Raw genomic sequence first — 20,775 nt, 5'->3', positions numbered from 1 at the left:
CCACAGGCGACCATGTCCAAATCAGGCGCCGACGGCCATCCGCGTTTCGTCGACACTGTTGCTTTGCGGATCGCGCAGGACATAACCCCTGCCCCAAACGGTTTCGATGTAGTTGTCGCCACCGGTCGCATTGCTGAGCTTTTTGCGTAGTTTGCAAATGAACACATCGATGATCTTCAGCTCGGGCTCGTCCATTCCGCCATAGAGGTGGTTGAGGAACATTTCCTTGGTCAGCGTCGTGCCCTTGCGCAGGCTCAATAGTTCCAGCATCTGGTATTCCTTGCCGGTCAGATGCACGGCCTTGCCTTCCACTTCGACCGTTTTCGCATCTAGGTTCACCGCGACCTGGCCTGTACGGATAATGGATTGCGAATGCCCTTTCGACCGGCGGATGATGGCGTGGATACGGGCCACCAGTTCCTCGCGATGGAACGGTTTGGTCATGTAGTCATCAGCACCAAAACCGAAACCCTTGATCTTGCTTTCCGTATCATCTGCACCCGAAAGGATCAGGATTGGCGTTTCCACTCGCGCAATGCGCAGTTGGCGCAGTACTTCGTGCCCGTTCATGTCCGGCAGGTTCAAATCCAGAAGGATCAGATCGTAATCATAGAGCTTCGCCAGATCGATACCTTCCTCGCCGAGGTCCGTTGCATAGACGTTGAGGTTGGCGTGCGTCAGCATAAGTTCGATGCTTTTCGACGTGGTCGGATCATCCTCGACAAGAAGTATACGCATTTACTGCTCCAATTCGGGTCAATTTACCAATTTCAAATTGAGCCTGCTCAAAAATGGTTAATCTGACGTTACCATTGAATCATTTATTCACTTTCGCCTATAGGTTGTCGATATTTTTTTAGCGCGGTGACTTTCAGAGCGTCCGTTCCATGCTCCGCAACCGCAGAAACCCACGCATTGAACTCCTCATCACTCAGCCCATAACGCTTTTTGGCATCCGACAGCGTGATCAGGCCGTAAATCACGCCCCGAACGACAATCGCCTTGCGCGAGGCGACCCAGCGGGTCGTATCTTCGGGCGGCAGGTCGGCGCGCGATAAAACCGTTCCATCCGGCAGGGTTACCGACCTTGGTCCTTCTACTTTGTGCAAATACATCTCTCGGTCCTCTTCGTGCTGCGACAAAGCTGACACCAGCCTACTTAATGCAGAGTGAAACCGCCCCTTGAGAGTATGTAGAATTTTCCTATATTCTGCCGGTCTTTCTTAACCCGCACTGGAATCGTCATGGCCCTCGATACCGAGACACCGCTGAACTCGCTTGGCTTTGCCAAACCCCCGTCGGAAACGCGGGTGGTTGTGGCCATGTCCGGTGGCGTTGACAGTTCTGTTGTCGCCGCCCATCTGGCCGATCAGGGCTATGACGTGGTAGGCGTGACGTTGCAGCTGTACGATCACGGTGCCGCATTGGCCAAGAAAGGCGCTTGCTGCGCCGGGATCGACATTCACGACGCACGCCGCGTGGCCGAGGAACGTGGGTTCCCGCACTACGTTCTGGACTATGAGAACATCTTCAAGGACGCGGTGATTGACGAGTTTGCCGACAGCTATCTGGCGGGTGCGACCCCGGTCCCCTGCATCCGTTGCAACGAACGGGTGAAGTTCAAGGACCTTCTGGAAACCGCCAAGGATCTTGAGGCCGACTGCATGGCCACAGGTCACTATATCCAGCGCAAGATGGGGCCGATCGGCCCGGAGCTTCACAGCGCCGAAGATGCGAACCGGGATCAATCCTATTTCCTGTTTTCGACCACGCCTGAACAGCTGGATTTCCTGCGTTTCCCTCTGGGTCACCTGCCCTCGAAGGACGCAACACGCGAAATGGCTGCGCAATACGGGCTGGCCGTGGCGGACAAGCCCGACAGTCAGGACATCTGTTTCGTGCCCGATGGCAACTATGCCAGCGTGATCGAGAAACTGCGCCCTGGTGCTGCAGAACCCGGAGAGATCGTACATGCCGATGGCCGCGTACTGGCACAGCACAACGGCGTCATCCACTATACGATCGGACAGCGACGCGGTCTGGGCATCGGCGGCCTGAGTGAGCCGCTCTATGTGGTCAAGCTGGACGTAGACAAACAGCAGGTGGTCGTCGGCCCAAAGGAGATGCTGGCCACCCGCACCATTCCCGTGCGCGAGATCAACTGGTTGGGCGATGAACCGTTTACGTCTCAAGAGGAATGGCACGTCTCGGTCAAAGTCCGTTCAACCCGACCACCGCGCGAGGCAATCATTCGTCCGCTCTCGGACACCACGGCAGAGGTCGAATTGCTGACACCCGAGGAGGGCGTTTCCCCGGGTCAGGCCTGCGTGTTCTATGCTTCGGAAGGCAGCCGCATTTTTGGCGGTGGCTGGATCTGGCGCGGCTACTAAACCGCGTCTGTCCACGAGTTGCTGAGAATATAAAGCCCGGCACAGATCATCACGTAGGGTACCAGACGCTCCAGTCGACGGGCCAGAGCGCCGCTCATGAACGGCGCTTTTGATCCCATCAAAGCGACCGTAGCCAGGCTGGTCGCAGCAAGTGCTGCACCAATCACGCCGGCAGTCCTGAAACTGGGAGCCGAATCCGCCAACAACGGCGCCAGAACCGCGAACGTGTCCATCGACAGACTGATGAACAGCAGCGTGACCATGATGACCGACGCGCCGGTTTCTAGATTGGGATTTGACCTGGCATCTTTTCCGCTTTTCCTCCGGATCAGAGCCAGAATGCCAAGGCTCAGTGGGATCACCCCCAGATAGCCCGCCCAGTGCGGCACCACATCCTCGACCCCCAACGCCAACAACAGCGCCGCACCGATCACGATCGCCTGCGCCATCAGAAAGCCAAAGATCGAACGCTTTGCCCCCGAAACCAGCGTCAGCGCCAGCAGCGCCGCAAGATTGTCCAGATTGGTCAGGATCTGGGCCATAAAGGCGGACAGACCAAAAAGCGCTAAGTCCAGCATCATGCGTTCATCCGGGACAGAACTGCCTTGGCGGCTCTCAAGCCGGGTGCTTCGCCACCACGTCCAAGCCGCTCCATCGTTGTTACCATGGCTTCGCGTTGCAAATCCGGCGCGTCCGAAACCTGTTTCAACGCGGCTGCAATTTTCTCTGGCTGGCAATCATCCAGAAGGTATTCGGGAACTGTTCGAGTTTCCGACACCAGATTGACCAGCGTTACGGTATCCAGATTGACCATGCGCTTGGCGATCAGGGTCGTCAGCCAGTTGAGGTTATAGGCAATTACCATCGGCGTCGCCTGCGCGGCCAGTTCCAGCGAAACAGTACCCGAAGCCGCCAGCGCCAGTTCAGCTGACGCAAAGGCGGCCCGCTTCCGGGCGACCGCCTGATCCGAGGGCATGTTGCGCGGATCAACAACCACCGGATCTCCGGGCCAGCTTTGCACGTGCTGCGCGACAGTATCGACCATATGCGCCACAACCGGCACCACTACCCGCACGTCCGGCCGATCTTGCAGGTAGAGTTTCAGCGCCTCACCAAAAACCGGGGCCAAACGCTCGATTTCTCCTCCGCGCGAACCCGGCAGCGCCAGCAGGATCGGCGCGTCACCGATGTCATAGGTGGCACGGAATTCCCGGATATCGTCTTCACTCGCCACCGGTTCGCTAGCCACCGGATGGCCAACGAAATCGCATTCCATGCCCGCGCGCTCCATATAGGGTGGCTCGAAGGGCAGCAGCGCCAGAACGTGATCAATCACCTTGGCCATCTTGTCAGCTCGACCGGGGCGCCACGCCCAGACACTGGGAGCGACGTAATGTACCGTCCGGATATCTCTTTGGGCCTTGACGATCTTGGCTACACGAAGCGAGAAATCGGGGCTGTCGATGGTGATCAACACATCGGGCTGGGTGTCCAGAACCGCCTGAGCAGTCTCGGCAATCCGGCGTTTGAGGTGGAAGAATTTTGGCAGAACTTCGACCAGCCCCATTACCGAAAGCTCGGCCATTGGGAAGCGGCTTTCCAGGCCCTGCGCCTGCATCAATGGGCCACCAACGCCGTCGAACTGTACGTCGGGGACGAGACTGCGCAAACCTTCCATCAGCGCACCGCCCAAACGGTCGCCCGAAGGTTCTCCGGCGACCACAAACACCCGCATCAGCTGGCCCGCTCGCGCACGTAGAGGAACAGGCCAAGGCGGTTGCACTCGTCGATGACACGGTCCTGCTGCAGGACGATCACACCGCCCTTTTCGATGACAACCCCGGTCAGTCCTGCCGCGACGGCAGAAGACACTGTGCCTGGACCAATCGTTGGCAAATCGGCGCGGCGATCCTGATCCGGTTTAGGGGCTTTGAACAGAACTCCACCCCCCGCATCGGGTCGTTGGGTCAAAGACTGCAACATCCAGTCTGTACCAAAGATGCTTTCCACCGCCAGTGCCTGACCTTTGGACACAGCGCAGGCCTGCCCGATATCCGCCGCACCCATGGCCCGGAGGATACCCGCAGCCCGATCGGCATCGGCCAGATCAGACTCCGAAGGTTGAACTTCGGTCAGACACCCAAGCTGCGGCAGCAATGTGGGCGCAATCTCATGCGCCGCACGAACGGTCAGCCCGGAGTCTTCGAAAATGCCGATCACAGCGCGCAGGGCGCTGTCATCGCCAGACATGAGCGCCTTTTGCAGCACCGGCACAAGCGGCATCGTCGCCGCGTCGATGCGGGATGGATCAATAGGCGGACGCCGAACGGCACCTGCCATGCAAATCTCGGTCACGCCACGCGCCTTCAGATCCGCGATGAAACTGCCAAGCTGTTCCAGCGGAAACACGATATCCGCAGTCAGAGTGTCGGGTGTGAACCCTTCCATCGCGCAGATCACCGGACGATCGGAAAGATGCTCTACGACTTCGCCCGGCAACGCGCCCGTTCCAGCAATCAGCGCCAACATCGGTTTACTTCCTCGGTGTCAGGAAAGATCGATCCGATTGACCAGTCACGAAATCAACGATCCGCTGAACGTATTCGCTTTCGTTACCTGCGCCGACCCGATGAGCGCGCTCCATGAACGTGCCATCGCCTTCGGACAATTCCCGGAACGCCGCACGTAAGGCCGAAATATCCTCGCGGGAAACACCCTTGCGTTTCAGACCAACCAGGTTCAAACCATCCAATTCGCCACGCGGAGCCTGCACCAAGCCATAAGGGATCACGTCATTCGGAACCATGGTCAGAGCACCGATGATTGCGCCGCGACCCACGCGAACCCATTGGTGCAAGCCCGAAATACCACCGACGATCACGTCGTCTTCGATGACACAATGCCCCGCCGCACCGGCATGGTTCACCATGATGACCCGATTGCCGATCTGCACATCATGCGCCACATGAACACCGGCCATCAGCAGACAATCATCGCCGATCCGGGTCACACCACCACCGCCTTCGGTACCGGTATTGACCGTCACATGTTCCCGGATTCGGTTGCGCTTGCCGATTTCCAGCCGGGTATCTTCACCGCCGAATTTCAAGTCCTGCGGAATTTCTCCGATCACCGAGAAATTGAAGATCACGGTTTCGTCGCCGATCGTCGTATCACCGGTCACCACAACATGGGATTTCAGCTCAACCCGATCGCCCAGCTTGACCTGCGCGCCGACGTAGCAAAATGGCCCGACGATACAACCCTCACCGATCTGCGCGCCGTCTTCGATAATTGCGCTTGGGTGGATGCCGCTCATGTTGTTTTTTCCATGTCCCAATCGACATAGGCCGAGAATTCGGCCTCGGCCGCAACCTCGCCTTCAACGGTCGCTTTGCCGCTGAACTTGAAGATCTTGCCACCTTTCTTGCCGCGCACGGTTTCCACGTGCATCTCAAGCACGTCGCCCGGGATCACTTTGCGGCGGAATTTACACTTGTCGATATTCATGAAGTAGATCAGCAACTCGCTGTCGATCACATCCATGCCCACGCCCAGCATCACGCCCGCAGTTTGCGCCATCGCCTCGACAATGGTCACGCCCGGCATGATCGGAGTGCCGGGAAAATGGCCCTGGAAATGGGGCTCGTTCATGGTGACGTTCTTGATGCCAACGGCCGACTGATAGCCCGAGATATCAACCACCTTGTCGACCAGCAGAAACGGATAGCGATGCGGCAATATCCGCTGAATCAGCTGAATGTCGGCGCTTTTGGTTTCCGTGCTCATAGTGTCGTTGTCCCGTTCTGGATATCTGTTTGCGGCGTGGTAGCAATACCGCGCCGTAAGGGCAAGCAAACCTATTCGCTGGCCTCGTTTTCAAGTGTGCTGCCATCGCCTATCACCGCGTCGATCCGGGAAATGGCCGCTTCGGTGATGTCGGTGCGGTCCGAGCTGAGAAAAACACTGGATCGCTCAATAATGATCGACGCTCCGGATTCGCGCAGCAGATCTATCAGAACCGGCTGCACCAGTTCAAAGAACCTCTGTTGGGCCTCTTCGCTGCGGCGCGCTAGTGCGTCCAGCTTGGCCCGTTGTCCTTCACGGTGGGATTGAACCTTTTCATCAAACGCATCGGCCAGCGGGCGGAATTCATCCGCCGTCATGGTCGCACGCTGTTCTGTCAAAAGTTTTTCTTCAAGGCTCAGCTCGGCCACGATCCGCTCGTTTTCCTCGCCCAGAAGGATGCCTTCGGCCTCGATCTCGCGCAGGATACGCTGGCCAAAGGCCGAGTCAGAGAAAAGCCGCTCGCTGGACAGGGTCACAACGCTGCTCTGTGGCACGCCCAATTGCTGTGCCATTGCCGGGGCAACACAGGCGAAGGTCAGAAAAACACACAGGGCCCGTAAAGGGCCCTGCAGTTTCATGAAGACACGTATCAACATTCAGGATCAGAACCGGGCCTGAACCGTCAGGTCAAAGTTCTGTTCCTTGTCGAAGTCTTCTTTCTTCAACGCCTGCGAGAAGTTGAAACGCAGCGGTCCGAATGGCGTTTCCCACAGAACCGAGACACCGATCACGTGGCGGATCGAACCATCCGCACCAACAATGTTCGCGCCGGTCGTGTCGACATCGTCGATATTGTAGAGGTTGCCGAAGTCATAGAACACGCCTCCGCGCAGACCCAGTTCTTCAGGAAGCCCCAGTGGGAAGTCCGACTCCAGACGTGCAACCCAGTAATAGTTGCCCCCGATCGCGTCATCCTGACCGTTCGAGAGGTCACGTGGGCCGAGACCGGCCGGTTCGAAGCCACGGAAGGTATTGGGGCCAAGAACAAAGCGATCCAGGGTGCGGCTGAAGTCATCGCCGCGCCAGTGCAGAGCACCCACTTCGACGGATGCGCGCAGAACGACCTCTTCGTTCCAAACACGGGTCTGGGCGATACCGCGGGCTGTGGTTTTGTAGAACTCATTGTCTCCACCCAGCCCGGCCGCATCAATGCCGGCTTCGAACAGCACACCTGCATTCGGATTCAGGCCACCCAGACGGCTGTCATATACATAGGACACGCCCAACGCGCTGGTTGAACGCTCGCCCTGAGCGATTTCCGAGGAAATGACCGCACCGTTGACCTGATCATCCTGCTGGGTCATTTCGCTGTTTTCCCAGGTATAGCGCAACCGCAGCGAAGACAGCTCACCAATGGCGTAGCTCAACTGCGGACGGAAGAACAATGTCTCGGTGTCATAGCTGGCAAAGCTCGAGTTGGTCGAAGCCAGACCCAGCCCCAGGTCGAAGCGCAGTTTGCGTCCCAATAGATAAGGCTCGGAAAAGTTCAGCGTGTACTGCTCTGCATCCTGTGCAGTTGACAGGGTCAGTCCAACCGTTTGTCCACGCCCCAGGAAGTTGCTTTCCCGCAGACCGATCGCGATCCCGAAACCATCCGAGACCGAGTAGCTACCACCCAGGCTCAACGAGCCGGTCGGTTGCTCTTCGACGTCAACGTCCACAATCACCTGGCTGGGCGACGACCCTTCACGCGGCTCGACATCGGCCACTGCGAAGAACCCCAGCGCGCGAATGCGCTCGGCAGCCTGGCGAATCTCACGCGGATTGAAGGGGTCGCCTTCAACCGTGTCGAACTGCCGGCGGATCACACGGTCCAGCGTCGTTGTGTTGCCTTCGATATCGATCCGCTCAACAAAAATGCGCGGTCCGCGGGTCAGGACGAATTGAACATCCAGCGTCAGATCACGCGCATTCCGGGTAACGCGGGGTTCGACCCGCAGGAAGTCGACGCCCTGCTTGATCCCCAGACGTTCCATTCGGGCAATCGAGTTTTCGACCAGAGATGGCGTATAGGTTACGCCCGGCTTGATCTTCAGAGCGGCCTGATACGGTGCCGGGTCCACACCCGGAATCTCGCTGACCGTGCTGATTTGCCCGAACGAGAATTTCTGGCCTTCGGTGATGTTCATCACCAGGAAAAAGGCGTCGCGTTCACGGGTGAACTCAACATTCGCGCTGTTGACCCGGAAGTCCACATAGCCGCGGGACAGGTAGAAATCCCGAATGACCTGTTTGTCGAATTCGATCCGGTCGGCGATGAAAGTATCACCGCTTAGGAATGTCCGCAGAACGTTCGCTTGTTTGGTTTCCAGAACCCGGCGCAGACGGCGATCGGAGAAGGCGCGGTTGCCGACAAAGCTGACGCGCTCAACCTCGATCGTGGTGCCTTCGGCGACTTCGAAAACCAGATCGACCCGGTTGTCGCTGCGGCGGATAATGCGCGGAATGACCGTCGCGGACACACGCCCTTGGGCCGAATAAATCTCGGCTATCAGATCCGCATCGGTTTCGGCGACCTGGGGTGTAAAGACACGTCGTGGCTGCGAGGTGATCGCCTCGAGCAGCACGTCGTCCTTGACCCGCTGGTTACCTTCGATGCTGATCTGGTTGATCGTCGGATATTCCTCGACCTCGATCAGCAGTGAATTGCCGCGCGGGGTCAGTTCGACTGTCTCAAAAACACCACTGTCAAGCAAACGCTGGTACGCATCGTTCAATTCACCGGCAGTCACAGACTGCCCAGGTTCAATCCCCGTACGCGCGATAATGGTCGAGGTTTCGATGCGTCGGTTGCCTTCGACGTCGAACGAATTGATGACAAAGGTTTGCGCCCACGCGGCCTGCGGTACAGGCAGGAAACTTACCAATGTCAGAAGGAAAATAAACGTTAGTGACCGCCACAAAATCTTGTTTTCCGGCTCTTGTCCCCCGCAGGATGTGCCCACGCCTCGCCTATTAGTCATACTTTTCGCTACCCAATTTTTTTGGACTTTATAGCTGAGTAGCGAGATTATTAAACCTTGTCAAAAGACCAAAAAAGAAAGCGGCCGCTTGGGCCGCCTCGCGTGCTTTTCACAACAGGTTCCGAGAATCACATCGTGATCAGATAGGCCCATCCACCCATCGCCACAGCGGTCACGCCAAAAAACAGCAGCATGTCCCAGTTCAACACGAACAGGTACCGAACACTTTCAGCGGATTTACGCAGGGCCTTTGACATGACAACCTCAGACACGGCTTACATTTCAACCGAAAAGCTACGCGTCAATTGGGGCGGAATTGCGGCATTTTCATGCGACGAGCGCCACAATCAGCAGAACAGATCGTTCGTTACCGAGAAGATCATCAACCCGAGGATCAGGGATACTCCCACCCCCATCAGAACCCGCAGAACGCCATCGCTGGGCGGCTTACCCGCAACGGCCTCGTAGGCGTAGAAAACCAGATGGCCACCGTCCAGCGCAGGGATCGGAAACAGGTTCAGCAAACCAACGGCGGTCGACAGAACCGCAATAAAGAAGATGAAGTTCTGCGCCCCCTGGCTGGCCATCGCGCCCGAGGTTTCAGCGATACCAATGGGGCCAGACATGTTGCAGGTGCTGATCGCGCCGGTGATCATGTGCCAGACGCCCGAAAGCGATCCGTCGATGATGCGCCAAGTCTGCTGTACACCTCCGGACAGCGATGCCAATAGACCTGCCGGTTCCGTCGCAGGCTCCAGAGCCATGCCGCCGACAATTCCGATACGCCAATGGGTCACAAACCCGCCTTCGGGTTGTGGCTCGTCAGTGCGACGTGGGGCCAGCGCGAACTCAAGTTCAGCCCCATCGCGCCAGACATTCAGCAGCAAAACCTTGCCGTCCGAACCTTCCACATGTTCCTTGAGCTGCTCGAACGCAAAGACCGGCTCCCCGTTGATCGCCGTGATGACGTCGCCGGATTTCAGGTCGATATCCATGGCGGCACTGCGCGGGGCAACCTGCTGAATAAGTGGCGGGAACAGCCAGGGGCCGGAAACATCCATTGTCTGCCCGTCGCGGATCACCGTGTAATCCAGTGCGGGCTCAACCGGCAGAGCATCGGTGAAATCGGACCAGGCCCCCTGCTCATCGAAATCCGGCACCGGAACGCCTGCAATGGCGACGATTTCATCACCATCCTGCAGTTGTTGTTCCGTCCCCGGCAGAGGGTACAGCTTGCCAACGGTCAAAGGTTCCCGGGTCACGCCCTGAGAAAAGAAGATCAGGCCAAACACCAAGATGGACATCACAAAGTTGAAAGCCGGACCAGCAGCAACCGTAGCCGCCCGCGCCCATAACGGCGCGCCATGCATGGTGCGGCGCAGTTCTTCAGGGCTTTGCTCGGTGATCTCCTGCATCGCCTCTTCGTCCTTGCCGGAAGCTGCGTTTGAGTCCCCCAAAAACTTCACATATCCGCCAAATGGCAGCGCGGCGATCTGCCAGCGAGTGCCGCGCTTGTCGACACGGCTCCACAACACCGGACCGAACCCGATCGAAAACACCTCGGCATGGATACCGGACCACCGCCCCACGATATAATGGCCGTATTCATGCACCGCGACGATGACGGACAGCGCGATGACAAAGGCAAAGATGGTATACAGCAGGTTGCCGAATTGAGGGATCAGAGAGAGTAGGTCCAAGTTTTTATCCTGCTGACTGGATGGCGGCCTCATCGGCCCACTTACGTGCCAGATGGTCCGTTTGCAGCACGTTATCAAGGTCTAATGCGGCATCAAGAAGGCCGTCTGCAGCCTCGAATCTGTTCAGAACGGTTTCAACAATATCAGCCATCTCAAGAAAGCCGACACGACGCGCGATAAAGTGATCCAGCGAGCGTTCCTTGGCGGCGTTGAAAACCGCACCGGACAGGCCGCCCCGTTGCATCACATTGCGGGCAAGGCGCAAGGCCGGATAACGCGCCTCATCCGGTTCCTGAAAGCGCAACTGTCCCAGTTTGGCGAGGTTCAGACGTTCAACCGGAAGATCGCGCCGTTCAGGCCAATGCAAGGCATATCCAATCGCGTGGCGCATGTCGGGTGCGCCCATATGGGCCATGACTGCCCCGTCGTTGAACCCGACCAGCGAATGTACGATGGATTCAGGATGAACAAGCACTTCGATCTGATTGGGCGAGACTCCAAAGAATTCTTTGGTTTCAATTAGCTCCAGCGCTTTGTTGAACATGGACGCGCTGTCGATAGTAATCCGCTGTCCCATGTTCCAGTTCGGATGGTTCGAAGCCTGTTCGACTGTGGCGCTGGCCAGATCGCTCAGCGGCCAGTCGCGGAATGCGCCACCGCTGGCGGTGATGATGATCCGCTCGACGGCGTCCATGTCCTCACCGACCAGAGCCTGAAACACCGCCGAATGTTCACTGTCCACCGGCAGAAGGCGCGCATTGTGCGTTTTCGCGGTTTCCAGCACCAGCGCCCCGGCGCAGACCAGCGTTTCCTTGTTGGCCAGCGCCAGCGTCGCGCCTTGTTTCAACGCCTCAAGCCCAGGAGGTAAGCCGGCGGCGCCGACAATTGCGGACATGACCCAATCGGCGGGCCGCGCCGCGGCCTCGGTCAGGGCCGCCTGCCCTGCTGCGGCCTCGACCCCGCTGCCCGACAACGCGGCACGCAGGTCCTCGAGCCGATCCTCATGCGCGGTCACGGCCACATCCGCATTCAAACGGCGCGCATCTTCGGCCAGCTTTTCGATGTTCGCCCCACCGGTCAGCGCCACAACGTCATAGGCCGAAGGGTCCCGGTCAATCAGATCAATGGTGTTCTGCCCGATTGAGCCGGTCGCGCCAAAAATCGAGACTTTGCGCATCACATGCCCCCGGGGGAATAGATCAGGCCTGCAATCAAAACAAACAAGGCCGCGCCCATCATGCCATCGAAACGGTCCAAAAAGCCCCCATGGCCCGGGATCAGGTTCGAGCTGTCCTTCACGCCAAACTTCCGCTTGGTCGCGCTTTCGACGATATCCCCGGCCTGACTGGCCATCGACGCCAGTACCGAGATCACGACAAACATGAAACCGAACCCGGCATGGATAGCAAAAATACCACCAACGATAGCCGCTGCTGTCCAACCACCCGCAGTGCCGGACCATGTTTTCTTGGGGCTGACCTTGGGCCAGAATTTCGGACCACCAATTGTTTTACCGACGAAATACCCAGCCACATCCGTTGCAACCACCACCGAGATCAGCCACACCATCCAGCCGAACCCCATATTCTCGCGGATGGAGATGAACCCCAGCCCGGATGCAGCAATCCAGATGGCAAACAGCGCATAGGTTGTCTTGGAGCGACTGACCTGCCCTGCCCCGACCAAAGCCGGGGCAATCAGAACCGGCAGTTTGTAAAGCGGCGGCAAATGATAACTGAGCAGAACCGCAACCCCGGTCAGAATGCCAAGCTGCACGGCCGCCCCTGTTTTGTCCGGGTCAATCATCCGCACCAATTCCCAGGTCATCAGACCACAGGCGATTGCGATGAAGGCTTCGAACCACAAACCGCCCAGCCAGACCTCGATCGAGCCGACAAGGATCAGCACAGCAGCCGAAAGAACCCGGGCGGTCAGGTCAGACCATCGGCCGTCACTCATGCCGGAACTGCCCCGAAACGGCGTTCACGCGAACCGAAGTTGCGGCACAGCCGCTCCAGCTCGGCCGCAGTGAAGTCGGGCCACAACGTGTCGATGAATTCATATTCGGAATAGGCGGACTGCCACAGAAGAAAATTCGAAATCCGCGCCTCACCACTGGTTCGGATAACCAGATCGGGATCGGGAAGAACGTGCGTATCCAGATACTTGGGTAGGGTTTCCTCATCCACGTCTTCGGGGAGTAAATGTCCTTCGGCCACGTCCCGCGCCAGACGTTTGGTGGCGCGCGCAACTTCATCCCGACCGCCGTAGTTCAGAGCAACTGTCAGATGAACAAGATCGTTATCCTTGGTTTCCTCTTCCAGCGTATCCATCAACTCAGTCAGTTTCTTATCGAGCCGCACTCGGTCCCCGATAAAGCGGACCCTAATCCCGTTTTTCTTCAGGGTCCGCGTCTCTTTGATGATGTAGCGCCGGAACAGGCTCATCAGCCCTGCGACCTCGGCCTGCGTACGCTTCCAGTTCTCGGTCGAAAAGGCAAAAACCGTCAGGTACTTGATCCCAAGCCCCGGACAGGCCTCGACCACTTCACGCACCCGCCGCGCCCCGGCGTGGTGCCCGAACAGCCTTGGCCGGCCACGCGCCTGCGCCCAGCGACCGTTCCCGTCCATGATAATAGCGACATGGCGCGGCCCGTTCGCGGGCTCAGTATGTGGGGCTTTGAGCATTTCCCGGTCTCAGACCTGCATAATCTCGGCCTGCTTGGTCTCAAGCGCGGCATCAACAGTTTTGATCATCTCGTCGGTCAGATCCTGAACCTCGGCTTCCCAGAACTTCTGGTCGTCTTCGGAAATGCCGTCGGCCTTAGCCTTCTTGATCTGATCCATCCCGTCGCGGCGGACGTTGCGGATCGAAACCCGGGCGTGCTCGGCATATTGACCGGCGACCTTGCCCAGCTCACGGCGGCGTTCCTCGTTCAGTTCGGGAATCGGCAGCATTATGATGGTGCCGTTCAGCTGCGGGTTGATCCCCAGACCGCTTTCACGGATGGCTTTTTCGACCTTACCGACCAGACCCTTGTCCCAAACATTTACGGTGACCATGCGCGGCTCTGGCACGTTGACCGTTCCTACCTGATTGATCGGCGTCATCGAGCCATAGGCATCGACCATGACCGGTTCCAGCATCGAGGCTGACGCCCGCCCGGTCCGAAGCGAGGCAAATTCGGTTCTGAGATTGGACATGGCGCCTTCCATGCGCCGTTTCAGATCATCGGTATCCAGTTCGAAATCGTCAGACATGCTGCTCACTCCCCGTCTTCAGGTGCTGTTTGCATGGCTCATAAGCCATCGCAGGTGGGATGTATAGCACATGATGATGCGGAAATGCGCCAATGACCAGATGTGTTTCCGGCATTTTTGGGGAGTTTCAAAGACAAAAAGACCGATCGGCGCGCGAGTCGACCGGTCTTGATGTAAGTCTTGCTAATCAGACGTTTACGTCGACGACGACGCGGCCTTTGACCTGCCCTTTCAGGATATCCGCGCCCAATTGCGGCAGATCGCCCAGGGTTGCGGGATGAACCATCGCTTCCAGCTTGTCCATGGGCAGGTCCGTTGCAACGCGCTGCCAGGCACGCACACGGTTTTCATAGGGTTGCATCACACTATCGATGCCCAGCAGATTAACCCCGCGCAGCAGGAACGGAATCACCGTTGCTGGCAAAGCAGCGCCGCCAGCCAGACCAACCGCGGCGACCGAGGCACCATATTTCATCTGACCCAGCACGCGCGCCAGCATCTCACCTCCGACCGCATCGACACACCCTGCCCAGGTCTCGCTTTCCAGCGGGCGTTTGGTGGTTTCGTTCAGCTCCTCGCGCGGAACGATCGTGGTCGCGCCCAGAGATTTCAGGTAATCGCCCGTTTCCGGGCGCCCGGTGACCGCCGCGACCTCATAACCCAGATTGGCAAGAATGGCTGTTGCTACCGAGCCGACACCACCCGCGGCGCCGGTCACAAGAACCGGACCGTGGTCGGTTTTCATTCCGTGATCTTCCAGCGCCATCACCGCCAGCATGGCCGTGAAACCTGCTGTCCCAACAGCCATCGCCTGCCGCGCGCTCAATCCTTCTGGCAAAGGCACCAGCCAATCCGCCAATGCGTTGGCTTTCTGCGAATAACCGCCCCAATGGGCCTCACCGACGCGCCATCCGGTCAGAACCACCTTGTCGCCAGGCTTATAGCGGTCGTCCGAGGATGCCTCGACCGTACCGGCATAGTCGATCCCCGGCACATGCGGGTACGAGCGCACCAGGCCACCCCCCTTGGGCGACGTGCACAATCCGTCCTTGTAGTTCACGGTCGAGTACTCGACCGCCACCGTGACCTCACCATTAGGCAGGTCATCCATCGAAAGCTGTTTCACCGACGGGCTGGCCAGTCCGCTTTCCTCGTCCTTTTCCATGACCAATGCGTTGAACATCTTATTTCCTTTCGTTTTTCCAAGGCCAGATCGCAATCTTCACCTGGCTAAAAATATTTCGCGGGAGTCGCGCAGCGACGGGGGCAGCACCCCCGTGCGCCCTCAAATCCAGAACTTCTCCTGCACTGTTGCACGACGCACACCGTCCGGTGTTTCGACCTCGACAACTGTCCCGGCGTCCCAATGGCTCAGCCGCAACATTCCAATCGACACATTGGTCGAAAAGTCCGGAGACCACGCGGCCGACGTCACCTGACCGACCCGTTTTCCATCAGCAAAAATGGACCACGGACGATCACAGGGCGGCACGGCATCGCCCTCGATGGCAATCGGGCGAATCTGTTGGACCGGGCCTTCCTTGGCCACGCGCAGCAAGGCGTCGCGACCGATACACCCGATAGCTGTATGCGTGTTGCAGAACTTGCCCAGACCACATTCATGCGGCGTGTTGTCGTCTGTCATGTCATTGCCATACGACAGCAACCCGCCCTCGATCCGTTCGATTAGGTTGGGGCAGCCTGCGCGCACCTGCAGGTCTTCGCCAGCGGCAAACAGAGCGTTCCACAATGGCATCCCGATATCCGAGCCCTCGACGTAAATCTCGAACCCGCCCTGCTTGGAATAGCCTGACCGCGCCACCGCCAGATCGCGGCCCTGGAACTCGAACATGTCGAACTTGAAGAACCGGATGTCGCGCACGCGATCGCCAAAGACCCGCGCCATCAGTTCATCCGCCTTTGGCCCCTGTACGGCCAGCGGCGACACGTCCGGCTCATCCACCAGAACATCCAGCCGGTACCCGTTGGCGATGCCCTTGACCCACAGTAACAAGTCACTGTCCGCAATGGAAATCCACCAACGATCATCGGAGAGTTTCACCGCCACCGGATCGTTCAACATCCCACCGGTTTCATCGACGATGGGTACGTAAAAACACTGCCCCGGAAGCATTCCCCTCAGATCGCGCGGTGTCAGCATCTGCATCAGCCTAGCAGCATCCGGGCCGCGCAATTCGACCTGCCGCTCGCACGACACGTCCCACACCTGAACATGTGATTTCAGGTGGCGATAGTCCGCTTCGGCGCTTTCGAAAACCGTGGGCAACAACATACGGTTGTAGACCGTGTATCCCTTGACGCCGGCGGCCTCGACCCCATCGGAAAACGGGGTGCGCCGCAACCGGCGAGATATGGAAATCTGCGGCATTCAAGCCTCCTTGGGCATAAAGACCAGATCACTGACAGGCGCGGCCGATCCGGTTTCGGTCAGCATCTGGTGCAACTGTCCACGATGATGGGTCTGGTGGTTGAACATGTGGATGACACACTGCGCGTAAGGCAATGTAACATCGGCTTCTTTTGCGGCCGAGAACCAAGTGAAGTCACCGGTTAGTGGCACATCGCCAAGCGATCCCGCCCATTCAGCAATTCGCACATCGACCGTTTCACACAAGGGCAGCCATTCGGCCAGATCGGCACATAACGAAACACTCTCGGGGATACCGCCCCCTGGTCCTTCGCCCTTGTCAAAGCGAGAGATCCAAATCCAATTGCCCCACAGCAGATGGTTCGCCGTTCCCATGATGGACCCAAAGAACGCCCCCCGTTCTTTGGTCAAATCATCAAGGGTCAGCGCTTGCAGAAAGCCGGATAACTGGTTGTTTTGCCACCGGTTATATCGCGCCATCTCTTGCGCATAGGCGCCGGTGATCATCATTTCGGACCATGCCAGTCAATCGGGCAAATCTCGGCCGACTTGCCACCGAAATCCCAGACACGGCCATAGTCCCGTACCTTGGATTTGGTGCCGCGCGCCACGATGATGTCTGGCCCCATCCAGTATTTCGAGTTCGAAACCATCACAGGATGCTCGGGGTCTTTGCCCGCGAGCATCTCGATCTCACCCTGAATCTTGCGACCGATCACGATGCGACGTTTGTTGCCGTCACGCTCGATCTGGACCGGAGCGCGTTCGGCCCCGATGATCTCGCTCACCAACATGGTGAACAGACCTGTGGTGCCGCCAGCCTGACCGCTGAAGATTTGCAGCAGCCCGTTATAGGCCTTGCCGCTGGCGCGCTCGTCTACATAGGCCGCGACTTTCCACTGGCCCTCTCCCATACGGCCGGGAATATCGACCAGCAGGCCTACGTTCAGACCGGACAGGTCTTCGCCCTCGTAATGGCCTTCATCGATGATGACACCCATCCACGCGTGGCAATGCCCCTCGGTCGGAGGGTGCGCGCCCAGAGACACCACGCACGGGCAGAACACATCGCACGAGCAGTTCAGGATCAACTCGCCCTTGATCGCCCAGTCCGTCGGGCTCATCTCGCGCCGTTTGGGGTTGGGCATACGGCTGTCGATGCGTTGGCTGATCGGCAGCCTGTCGGCCTCAGGTTTCCTGTTTTTAGCCATATACTTATCCTCCGTAAGCAAAGGGATAGATCAGCAGGGCAATCCCCCCTGCAATCAGTGCAAACCCCATCGGCCGCGTTATCGCGTGGCCAATCTGAGGCAGTTTCTCCAGAACCATGAACAGTGTCGCCAGGCCCATCCAAAGCAGGCTCATGACGCCACCAACAAACCCAAGCGCCATGAAGCCCCAGCAGCATCCGACGCAGAACGCGCCAAGGCCCAGCCCCATACGCAGGCCACCTGAAAAACCGGTTTTCCAGTGGCCCAGAAAATAGGTCATGGGGGCGTGGCAGACACCGTGGCAGACCTCTTTCGCGCGGGTGAACTGGAACGCGCCGACCGCGATCATCAGGCCGCCGGCAAACCAGCCGGATTTGGCAATCCCCAGCATGTCGACGACGCCGCCGAATAACAGAGCCAGCTGAACGCCGGTGATCAGCGCAGCAAAACCGACCCAGACGATGAAATACCCGGCCAAAACGCCGATCCACCCCGCACGCGTGCCATTGGCGCTGCGGATCAGGTCCTCGTAACTGCGCAGGGTTGGCACCAGCGTCGGCAGCATCATGGCGGCCATCATGATCGCCCACATCCAGAACAGCGGCCCGAATTCGGCCATCGGCATATACATGTCCATACGAGGGTCCATCGCGGCCATCGCTTGCCCCATCGGGCCGGGCCGACCGATCCAGTCCAGATCCATGTCGCGGCTCATGGTGAACATCATCCACCACGCCCACAGGATCAGAATGTAGAATCCCAGCCACAATCCGCTGCGTAGAACTGCGCGACTCACGTGTCCCTCCCGACTCAGCCCTTGCTTTTCAAATGTCAGACTTTTAAATGTCAGACAAATAAAAATTTCACCGACGGGCTCCGGAAAATGAAAATCGAACCTCAGAAACCTTCTGATTTATCCGCCCAGATCGCTCAGGCCATACGCGATGCTATCATTTCGGGCGAGTTGATCGTGGACGAACGATTGCCGTCCGAGGCGGAATTGTCCGAACAGTTTCAGGTGTCACGCCCGACCGTACGCGAGGCGCTCAAACGGCTGGCGGCGCAATCACTGATCCGAACCCAGCGCGGCGCCAGTGGCGGCGCTTTCGTGAACCGGATCAGCTTTGAGGACGCCTATTCGCAGCAAGTCACCACTTCGACCCTGCTGCTATCGATGAACGCAATCAGTTTCGATACTGCGTGCGAGGCCCGTTTTGCACTGGAACGTGCCTGCGCGCCCCTGTCGGCGCAACGCCGCACGGCTGATCAACTGGCCACCATGCGGGCCGAAATTTTCCGTCAGTCGCAACCCGGCCTGACGGATGAAGCGTTTTGTTCTTCGGATGTCTCCTTTCACCGCGCTCTGGTGGATGGGGCCGGAAATCCGGTTCTGTCATACCAACTGGCCGGGGCCGTTGAGGCGATGCAGCCCTTGATGAACATGATCACCTTTACCGCCCGTTCCCGCGAAGAGATCATCGGCCTGCACGACCGCATCGCAGACGCGCTGGAGGCCCGCGACGAAGCAAAAGTTGACGCAGCGCTGGTTGAACTTGAAAACTACACGCGCAAACTGGCGCAGGACGTGGCCCAGAAACACCGCAAGCCCGCGTGACGGAGGAATGATGGTAACAGCGCTGAATGTAATCGCCGCACTATTGACGATTGGCTTTGGCCTGTTCGGATTTCTGGCTCCGGCGTTCACCGCCGCATCGCTGGATCTGGCACCGACCGACAGCAATATGGGGCTTAGCGAGATGCGCGCCTCGGTCGGCGGGCTGTTCGTAGTAACTGGTGTGGCGGTGCTGTGGCTGAACAACCCGATGGCCTATGCCATGCTAGGGGTCGTCTACGCAGGGGCAGCGCTGGGTCGGTTCGTCTCGGTCGTTCTGGACAATCCTCCCTTGGCCAAAGCGGTGACATTCGGTGGAATCGAACTGGTCCTGGCGCTGTGGCTGATCCTGGCGAACTTCAACAGGCCCGCCTAAGCATTTGTTTTCACGTCCACCATTCTTCGCAATTCCTGGTTTGCATCCGAACGTCCGCTCACCTATATAGGGTATGTCCTTCGGGACTATGGACATAAACGCGCTCGTAATAAGCGGATCGGACCCGGGGGCGGTACCCGGCGGCTCCACCAACCATCCTTCGTTTGAGGATTCTGGGGCCGAAACAGGATCGACGAACGTCTAAAGGGGTTAGCTTTGTCTCGGCTGTCTGCCACCGTTATCGGCGAAACTAGTACAATTGCAAACGACAATCGTGCTCCGGTTGCAGTTGCTGCGTAAGCAGTAACAAGACCGAAACTTAAGTCCTTGCGCCTAGCCGCGTAAGGCGGGGTTCGCAGGTACCTGGCAACAGAAACCTGCATTTCCCCCTTAATGTCTGCGGTTTATCTCTGATCTTGTTCACGTTCAGGGTTTCTTCACCCTTTCGTTTCATTCTCAGCCCAACAGGAAAAGGAGAGCTGGGATGTCACACGCCGATATACTCAGAAACTGGTATGCCGAGGTTTGGGAAAACGGGAACGTTGATGCCATCGACCAGTTCTTTGCCCCCGATACCATGGCCGAGGGGCTGATCCCTGAAATGCAGGTCGGTGCGGATGATTTCCGTGATCTCGTCATGGCCTTTCGGCATGTGCTGGGGGATATCAAGGTCGAACTACCGAAGATCATCGAAGACGGTGATTGGGTGTCCGGAATTCTCCATGTCAGCACCACCCGGGCAGATAACGGGGCGCCGTTACAGGCTACCGGCAGCGTCATCGCGCGCTTCAAGGACGACCGCATGGTCGAGGCGTATAACCAGTTTGATTTTATATCTCTGTTTGAACAGCTCGGCCAATTTCCGCAAGACACCCTGCCCGTCTGCATGACCGGACAAAGGTTGGATTGGGCCTGACGCAAGCAACGCAATCTTGACCCCTTTGGCGCTTGATCGTAAGCAAGGGTCATGGGGTAAGATTGCGAACGCCCCGTGAGGCGCCAGCCCAAGTTTCGCATGTATCCGT

Annotated in this window: 24 protein-coding genes and 1 other RNA gene; 5 read left to right on the top strand and 20 right to left on the bottom strand. The window is 58.2% G+C overall.

Features of this window, described 5'->3' with window-relative positions:
• Positions 1 to 21: 21 nt before the first annotated feature.
• Both ctrA and sciP read right to left on the bottom strand, forming a co-directional pair.
• Positions 22 to 738 (bottom strand): response regulator transcription factor CtrA, encoded by a 717-nt coding sequence (gene ctrA / locus GOX63_RS02315; protein ID WP_170324867.1) that lies wholly within the window; start codon positions 736 to 738, stop codon positions 22 to 24.
• 83 nt (positions 739 to 821) lie between these two features.
• Positions 822 to 1,115, bottom strand: a complete 294-nt coding sequence (gene sciP / locus GOX63_RS02310; protein WP_170324866.1) for a CtrA inhibitor SciP — start codon at positions 1,113 to 1,115, stop codon at positions 822 to 824.
• 129 nt (positions 1,116 to 1,244) lie between these two features.
• On the opposite strand from sciP, the gene mnmA reads away from it, so the two are divergent.
• Complete coding sequence (mnmA, locus tag GOX63_RS02305) at positions 1,245 to 2,390, top strand: tRNA 2-thiouridine(34) synthase MnmA (RefSeq protein WP_170324865.1); 1,146 nt, start codon at positions 1,245 to 1,247, stop codon at positions 2,388 to 2,390.
• Here mnmA and GOX63_RS02300 read toward each other — a convergent pair.
• The 18 genes from GOX63_RS02300 to GOX63_RS02220 form a co-directional block, all read right to left on the bottom strand.
• On the bottom strand, positions 2,387 to 2,971 hold the full coding sequence (locus GOX63_RS02300; protein ID WP_254435842.1) for a cadmium resistance transporter: 585 nt from the start codon (positions 2,969 to 2,971) through the stop codon (positions 2,387 to 2,389). The genes mnmA and GOX63_RS02300 overlap by 4 nt on opposite strands.
• A complete protein-coding gene (lpxB, locus tag GOX63_RS02295) occupies positions 2,968 to 4,125 on the bottom strand; it encodes a lipid-A-disaccharide synthase (protein ID WP_170324864.1) in 1,158 nt (385 codons plus the stop codon). Before lpxB ends, GOX63_RS02300 begins: the two co-directional genes overlap by 4 nt.
• On the bottom strand, positions 4,125 to 4,919 hold the full coding sequence (locus tag GOX63_RS02290) for an LpxI family protein (RefSeq protein ID WP_170324863.1): 795 nt from the start codon (positions 4,917 to 4,919) through the stop codon (positions 4,125 to 4,127). The genes lpxB and GOX63_RS02290 overlap by 1 nt, the downstream gene beginning before the upstream one ends.
• 4 nt (positions 4,920 to 4,923) lie before the next feature.
• Positions 4,924 to 5,709: an acyl-ACP--UDP-N-acetylglucosamine O-acyltransferase gene (gene lpxA, locus GOX63_RS02285; RefSeq protein ID WP_170324862.1), complete on the bottom strand. Its 786-nt coding sequence runs from the start codon at positions 5,707 to 5,709 to the stop codon at positions 4,924 to 4,926.
• A complete protein-coding gene (gene fabZ / locus GOX63_RS02280) occupies positions 5,706 to 6,179 on the bottom strand; it encodes a 3-hydroxyacyl-ACP dehydratase FabZ (protein ID WP_170324861.1) in 474 nt (157 codons plus the stop codon). The genes lpxA and fabZ overlap by 4 nt, the downstream gene beginning before the upstream one ends.
• A 71-nt stretch (positions 6,180 to 6,250) precedes the next feature.
• Positions 6,251 to 6,835 carry an OmpH family outer membrane protein gene (locus GOX63_RS02275; protein WP_170324860.1) on the bottom strand — a complete coding sequence of 195 codons (585 nt, stop codon included), beginning with the start codon at positions 6,833 to 6,835 and terminating at the stop codon, positions 6,251 to 6,253.
• 6 nt (positions 6,836 to 6,841) lie between these two features.
• Positions 6,842 to 9,202, bottom strand: coding sequence for an outer membrane protein assembly factor BamA (bamA, locus tag GOX63_RS02270; RefSeq protein ID WP_170324859.1), 2,361 nt, complete (start codon positions 9,200 to 9,202; stop codon positions 6,842 to 6,844).
• A 128-nt stretch (positions 9,203 to 9,330) separates the two neighbouring features.
• Positions 9,331 to 9,459: a hypothetical protein gene (locus tag GOX63_RS23930; RefSeq protein WP_302477111.1), complete on the bottom strand. Its 129-nt coding sequence runs from the start codon at positions 9,457 to 9,459 to the stop codon at positions 9,331 to 9,333.
• 90 nt (positions 9,460 to 9,549) lie between these two features.
• Positions 9,550 to 10,902, bottom strand: coding sequence for an RIP metalloprotease RseP (gene rseP / locus GOX63_RS02265; protein WP_170324858.1), 1,353 nt, complete (start codon positions 10,900 to 10,902; stop codon positions 9,550 to 9,552).
• 4 nt (positions 10,903 to 10,906) lie between these two features.
• Positions 10,907 to 12,079: a 1-deoxy-D-xylulose-5-phosphate reductoisomerase gene (gene dxr, locus GOX63_RS02260; protein ID WP_170324857.1), complete on the bottom strand. Its 1,173-nt coding sequence runs from the start codon at positions 12,077 to 12,079 to the stop codon at positions 10,907 to 10,909.
• A complete protein-coding gene (locus GOX63_RS02255; protein ID WP_170324856.1) occupies positions 12,079 to 12,861 on the bottom strand; it encodes a phosphatidate cytidylyltransferase in 783 nt (260 codons plus the stop codon). Before GOX63_RS02255 ends, dxr begins: the two co-directional genes overlap by 1 nt.
• On the bottom strand, positions 12,858 to 13,589 hold the full coding sequence (locus GOX63_RS02250) for an isoprenyl transferase (protein ID WP_170324855.1): 732 nt from the start codon (positions 13,587 to 13,589) through the stop codon (positions 12,858 to 12,860). The genes GOX63_RS02255 and GOX63_RS02250 overlap by 4 nt, the downstream gene beginning before the upstream one ends.
• A gap of 9 nt (positions 13,590 to 13,598) precedes the next feature.
• Positions 13,599 to 14,162 (bottom strand): ribosome recycling factor, encoded by a 564-nt coding sequence (frr, locus tag GOX63_RS02245; RefSeq protein ID WP_170324854.1) that lies wholly within the window; start codon positions 14,160 to 14,162, stop codon positions 13,599 to 13,601.
• Between the two features lie 187 nt (positions 14,163 to 14,349).
• Positions 14,350 to 15,345, bottom strand: a complete 996-nt coding sequence (gene acuI / locus GOX63_RS02240; RefSeq protein WP_170324853.1) for an acryloyl-CoA reductase — start codon at positions 15,343 to 15,345, stop codon at positions 14,350 to 14,352.
• A 102-nt stretch (positions 15,346 to 15,447) separates the two neighbouring features.
• Positions 15,448 to 16,551: a dimethylsulfoniopropionate demethylase gene (locus GOX63_RS02235; RefSeq protein WP_170324852.1), complete on the bottom strand. Its 1,104-nt coding sequence runs from the start codon at positions 16,549 to 16,551 to the stop codon at positions 15,448 to 15,450.
• Entirely contained in the window at positions 16,552 to 17,061 is a 510-nt protein-coding gene (locus tag GOX63_RS02230) for a DinB family protein (RefSeq protein ID WP_367646683.1), read from the bottom strand. It abuts the gene before it with no gap.
• Positions 17,058 to 17,762 carry a DUF1326 domain-containing protein gene (locus tag GOX63_RS02225; RefSeq protein ID WP_170324851.1) on the bottom strand — a complete coding sequence of 235 codons (705 nt, stop codon included), beginning with the start codon at positions 17,760 to 17,762 and terminating at the stop codon, positions 17,058 to 17,060. Before GOX63_RS02225 ends, GOX63_RS02230 begins: the two co-directional genes overlap by 4 nt.
• A 4-nt stretch (positions 17,763 to 17,766) precedes the next feature.
• Positions 17,767 to 18,558, bottom strand: coding sequence for a DUF2182 domain-containing protein (locus GOX63_RS02220; RefSeq protein WP_367646682.1), 792 nt, complete (start codon positions 18,556 to 18,558; stop codon positions 17,767 to 17,769).
• 87 nt (positions 18,559 to 18,645) lie between these two features.
• On the opposite strand from GOX63_RS02220, the gene GOX63_RS02215 reads away from it, so the two are divergent.
• The 4 genes from GOX63_RS02215 to GOX63_RS02200 all read left to right on the top strand — a co-directional run bounded on the left by GOX63_RS02215 (position 18,646) and on the right by GOX63_RS02200 (position 20,666).
• Positions 18,646 to 19,377: a FadR/GntR family transcriptional regulator gene (locus GOX63_RS02215; RefSeq protein ID WP_170324850.1), complete on the top strand. Its 732-nt coding sequence runs from the start codon at positions 18,646 to 18,648 to the stop codon at positions 19,375 to 19,377.
• 10 nt (positions 19,378 to 19,387) lie between these two features.
• Positions 19,388 to 19,750: a DUF4345 family protein gene (locus GOX63_RS02210; RefSeq protein ID WP_170325518.1), complete on the top strand. Its 363-nt coding sequence runs from the start codon at positions 19,388 to 19,390 to the stop codon at positions 19,748 to 19,750.
• 36 nt (positions 19,751 to 19,786) lie between these two features.
• Positions 19,787 to 20,134: a transfer-messenger RNA gene (gene ssrA / locus GOX63_RS02205) on the top strand.
• A 100-nt stretch (positions 20,135 to 20,234) separates the two neighbouring features.
• Positions 20,235 to 20,666, top strand: coding sequence for an ester cyclase (locus GOX63_RS02200; protein ID WP_170324849.1), 432 nt, complete (start codon positions 20,235 to 20,237; stop codon positions 20,664 to 20,666).
• Positions 20,667 to 20,775 lie beyond the last annotated feature (109 nt).

This window comes from Ruegeria arenilitoris (assembly GCF_013031355.1).
Taxonomy (GTDB): Bacteria; Pseudomonadota; Alphaproteobacteria; order Rhodobacterales; family Rhodobacteraceae; genus Ruegeria; species Ruegeria arenilitoris_C.
This window is presented reverse-complemented; position numbering and strand designations above follow the sequence as displayed.

What these genes read in the sequence shown, in the direction of transcription:
- bamA (WP_170324859.1), bottom strand. Translation starts at nt 9,202, where the DNA reads ATGACTAATAGGCGAGGCGTGGGCACATCCTGCGGGGGACAAGAGCCG.
- sciP (WP_170324866.1), bottom strand. Translation starts at nt 1,115, where the DNA reads ATGTATTTGCACAAAGTAGAAGGACCAAGGTCGGTAACCCTGCCGGAT.
- GOX63_RS02225 (WP_170324851.1), bottom strand. Translation starts at nt 17,762, where the DNA reads ATGGCTAAAAACAGGAAACCTGAGGCCGACAGGCTGCCGATCAGCCAA.
- frr (WP_170324854.1), bottom strand. Translation starts at nt 14,162, where the DNA reads ATGTCTGACGATTTCGAACTGGATACCGATGATCTGAAACGGCGCATG.
- ctrA (WP_170324867.1), bottom strand. Translation starts at nt 738, where the DNA reads ATGCGTATACTTCTTGTCGAGGATGATCCGACCACGTCGAAAAGCATC.
- GOX63_RS02275 (WP_170324860.1), bottom strand. Translation starts at nt 6,835, where the DNA reads ATGTTGATACGTGTCTTCATGAAACTGCAGGGCCCTTTACGGGCCCTG.
- acuI (WP_170324853.1), bottom strand. Translation starts at nt 15,345, where the DNA reads ATGTTCAACGCATTGGTCATGGAAAAGGACGAGGAAAGCGGACTGGCC.
- GOX63_RS02250 (WP_170324855.1), bottom strand. Translation starts at nt 13,589, where the DNA reads ATGCTCAAAGCCCCACATACTGAGCCCGCGAACGGGCCGCGCCATGTC.
- dxr (WP_170324857.1), bottom strand. Translation starts at nt 12,079, where the DNA reads ATGCGCAAAGTCTCGATTTTTGGCGCGACCGGCTCAATCGGGCAGAAC.
- GOX63_RS02290 (WP_170324863.1), bottom strand. Translation starts at nt 4,919, where the DNA reads ATGTTGGCGCTGATTGCTGGAACGGGCGCGTTGCCGGGCGAAGTCGTA.
- GOX63_RS02230 (WP_367646683.1), bottom strand. Translation starts at nt 17,061, where the DNA reads ATGATGATCACCGGCGCCTATGCGCAAGAGATGGCGCGATATAACCGG.
- GOX63_RS02200 (WP_170324849.1), top strand. Translation starts at nt 20,235, where the DNA reads ATGTCACACGCCGATATACTCAGAAACTGGTATGCCGAGGTTTGGGAA.
- GOX63_RS02215 (WP_170324850.1), top strand. Translation starts at nt 18,646, where the DNA reads ATGAAAATCGAACCTCAGAAACCTTCTGATTTATCCGCCCAGATCGCT.
- mnmA (WP_170324865.1), top strand. Translation starts at nt 1,245, where the DNA reads ATGGCCCTCGATACCGAGACACCGCTGAACTCGCTTGGCTTTGCCAAA.
- GOX63_RS02235 (WP_170324852.1), bottom strand. Translation starts at nt 16,551, where the DNA reads ATGCCGCAGATTTCCATATCTCGCCGGTTGCGGCGCACCCCGTTTTCC.
- GOX63_RS02255 (WP_170324856.1), bottom strand. Translation starts at nt 12,861, where the DNA reads ATGAGTGACGGCCGATGGTCTGACCTGACCGCCCGGGTTCTTTCGGCT.
- GOX63_RS02300 (WP_254435842.1), bottom strand. Translation starts at nt 2,971, where the DNA reads ATGATGCTGGACTTAGCGCTTTTTGGTCTGTCCGCCTTTATGGCCCAG.
- lpxB (WP_170324864.1), bottom strand. Translation starts at nt 4,125, where the DNA reads ATGCGGGTGTTTGTGGTCGCCGGAGAACCTTCGGGCGACCGTTTGGGC.
- lpxA (WP_170324862.1), bottom strand. Translation starts at nt 5,709, where the DNA reads ATGAGCGGCATCCACCCAAGCGCAATTATCGAAGACGGCGCGCAGATC.
- fabZ (WP_170324861.1), bottom strand. Translation starts at nt 6,179, where the DNA reads ATGAGCACGGAAACCAAAAGCGCCGACATTCAGCTGATTCAGCGGATA.
- GOX63_RS23930 (WP_302477111.1), bottom strand. Translation starts at nt 9,459, where the DNA reads ATGTCAAAGGCCCTGCGTAAATCCGCTGAAAGTGTTCGGTACCTGTTC.
- GOX63_RS02210 (WP_170325518.1), top strand. Translation starts at nt 19,388, where the DNA reads ATGGTAACAGCGCTGAATGTAATCGCCGCACTATTGACGATTGGCTTT.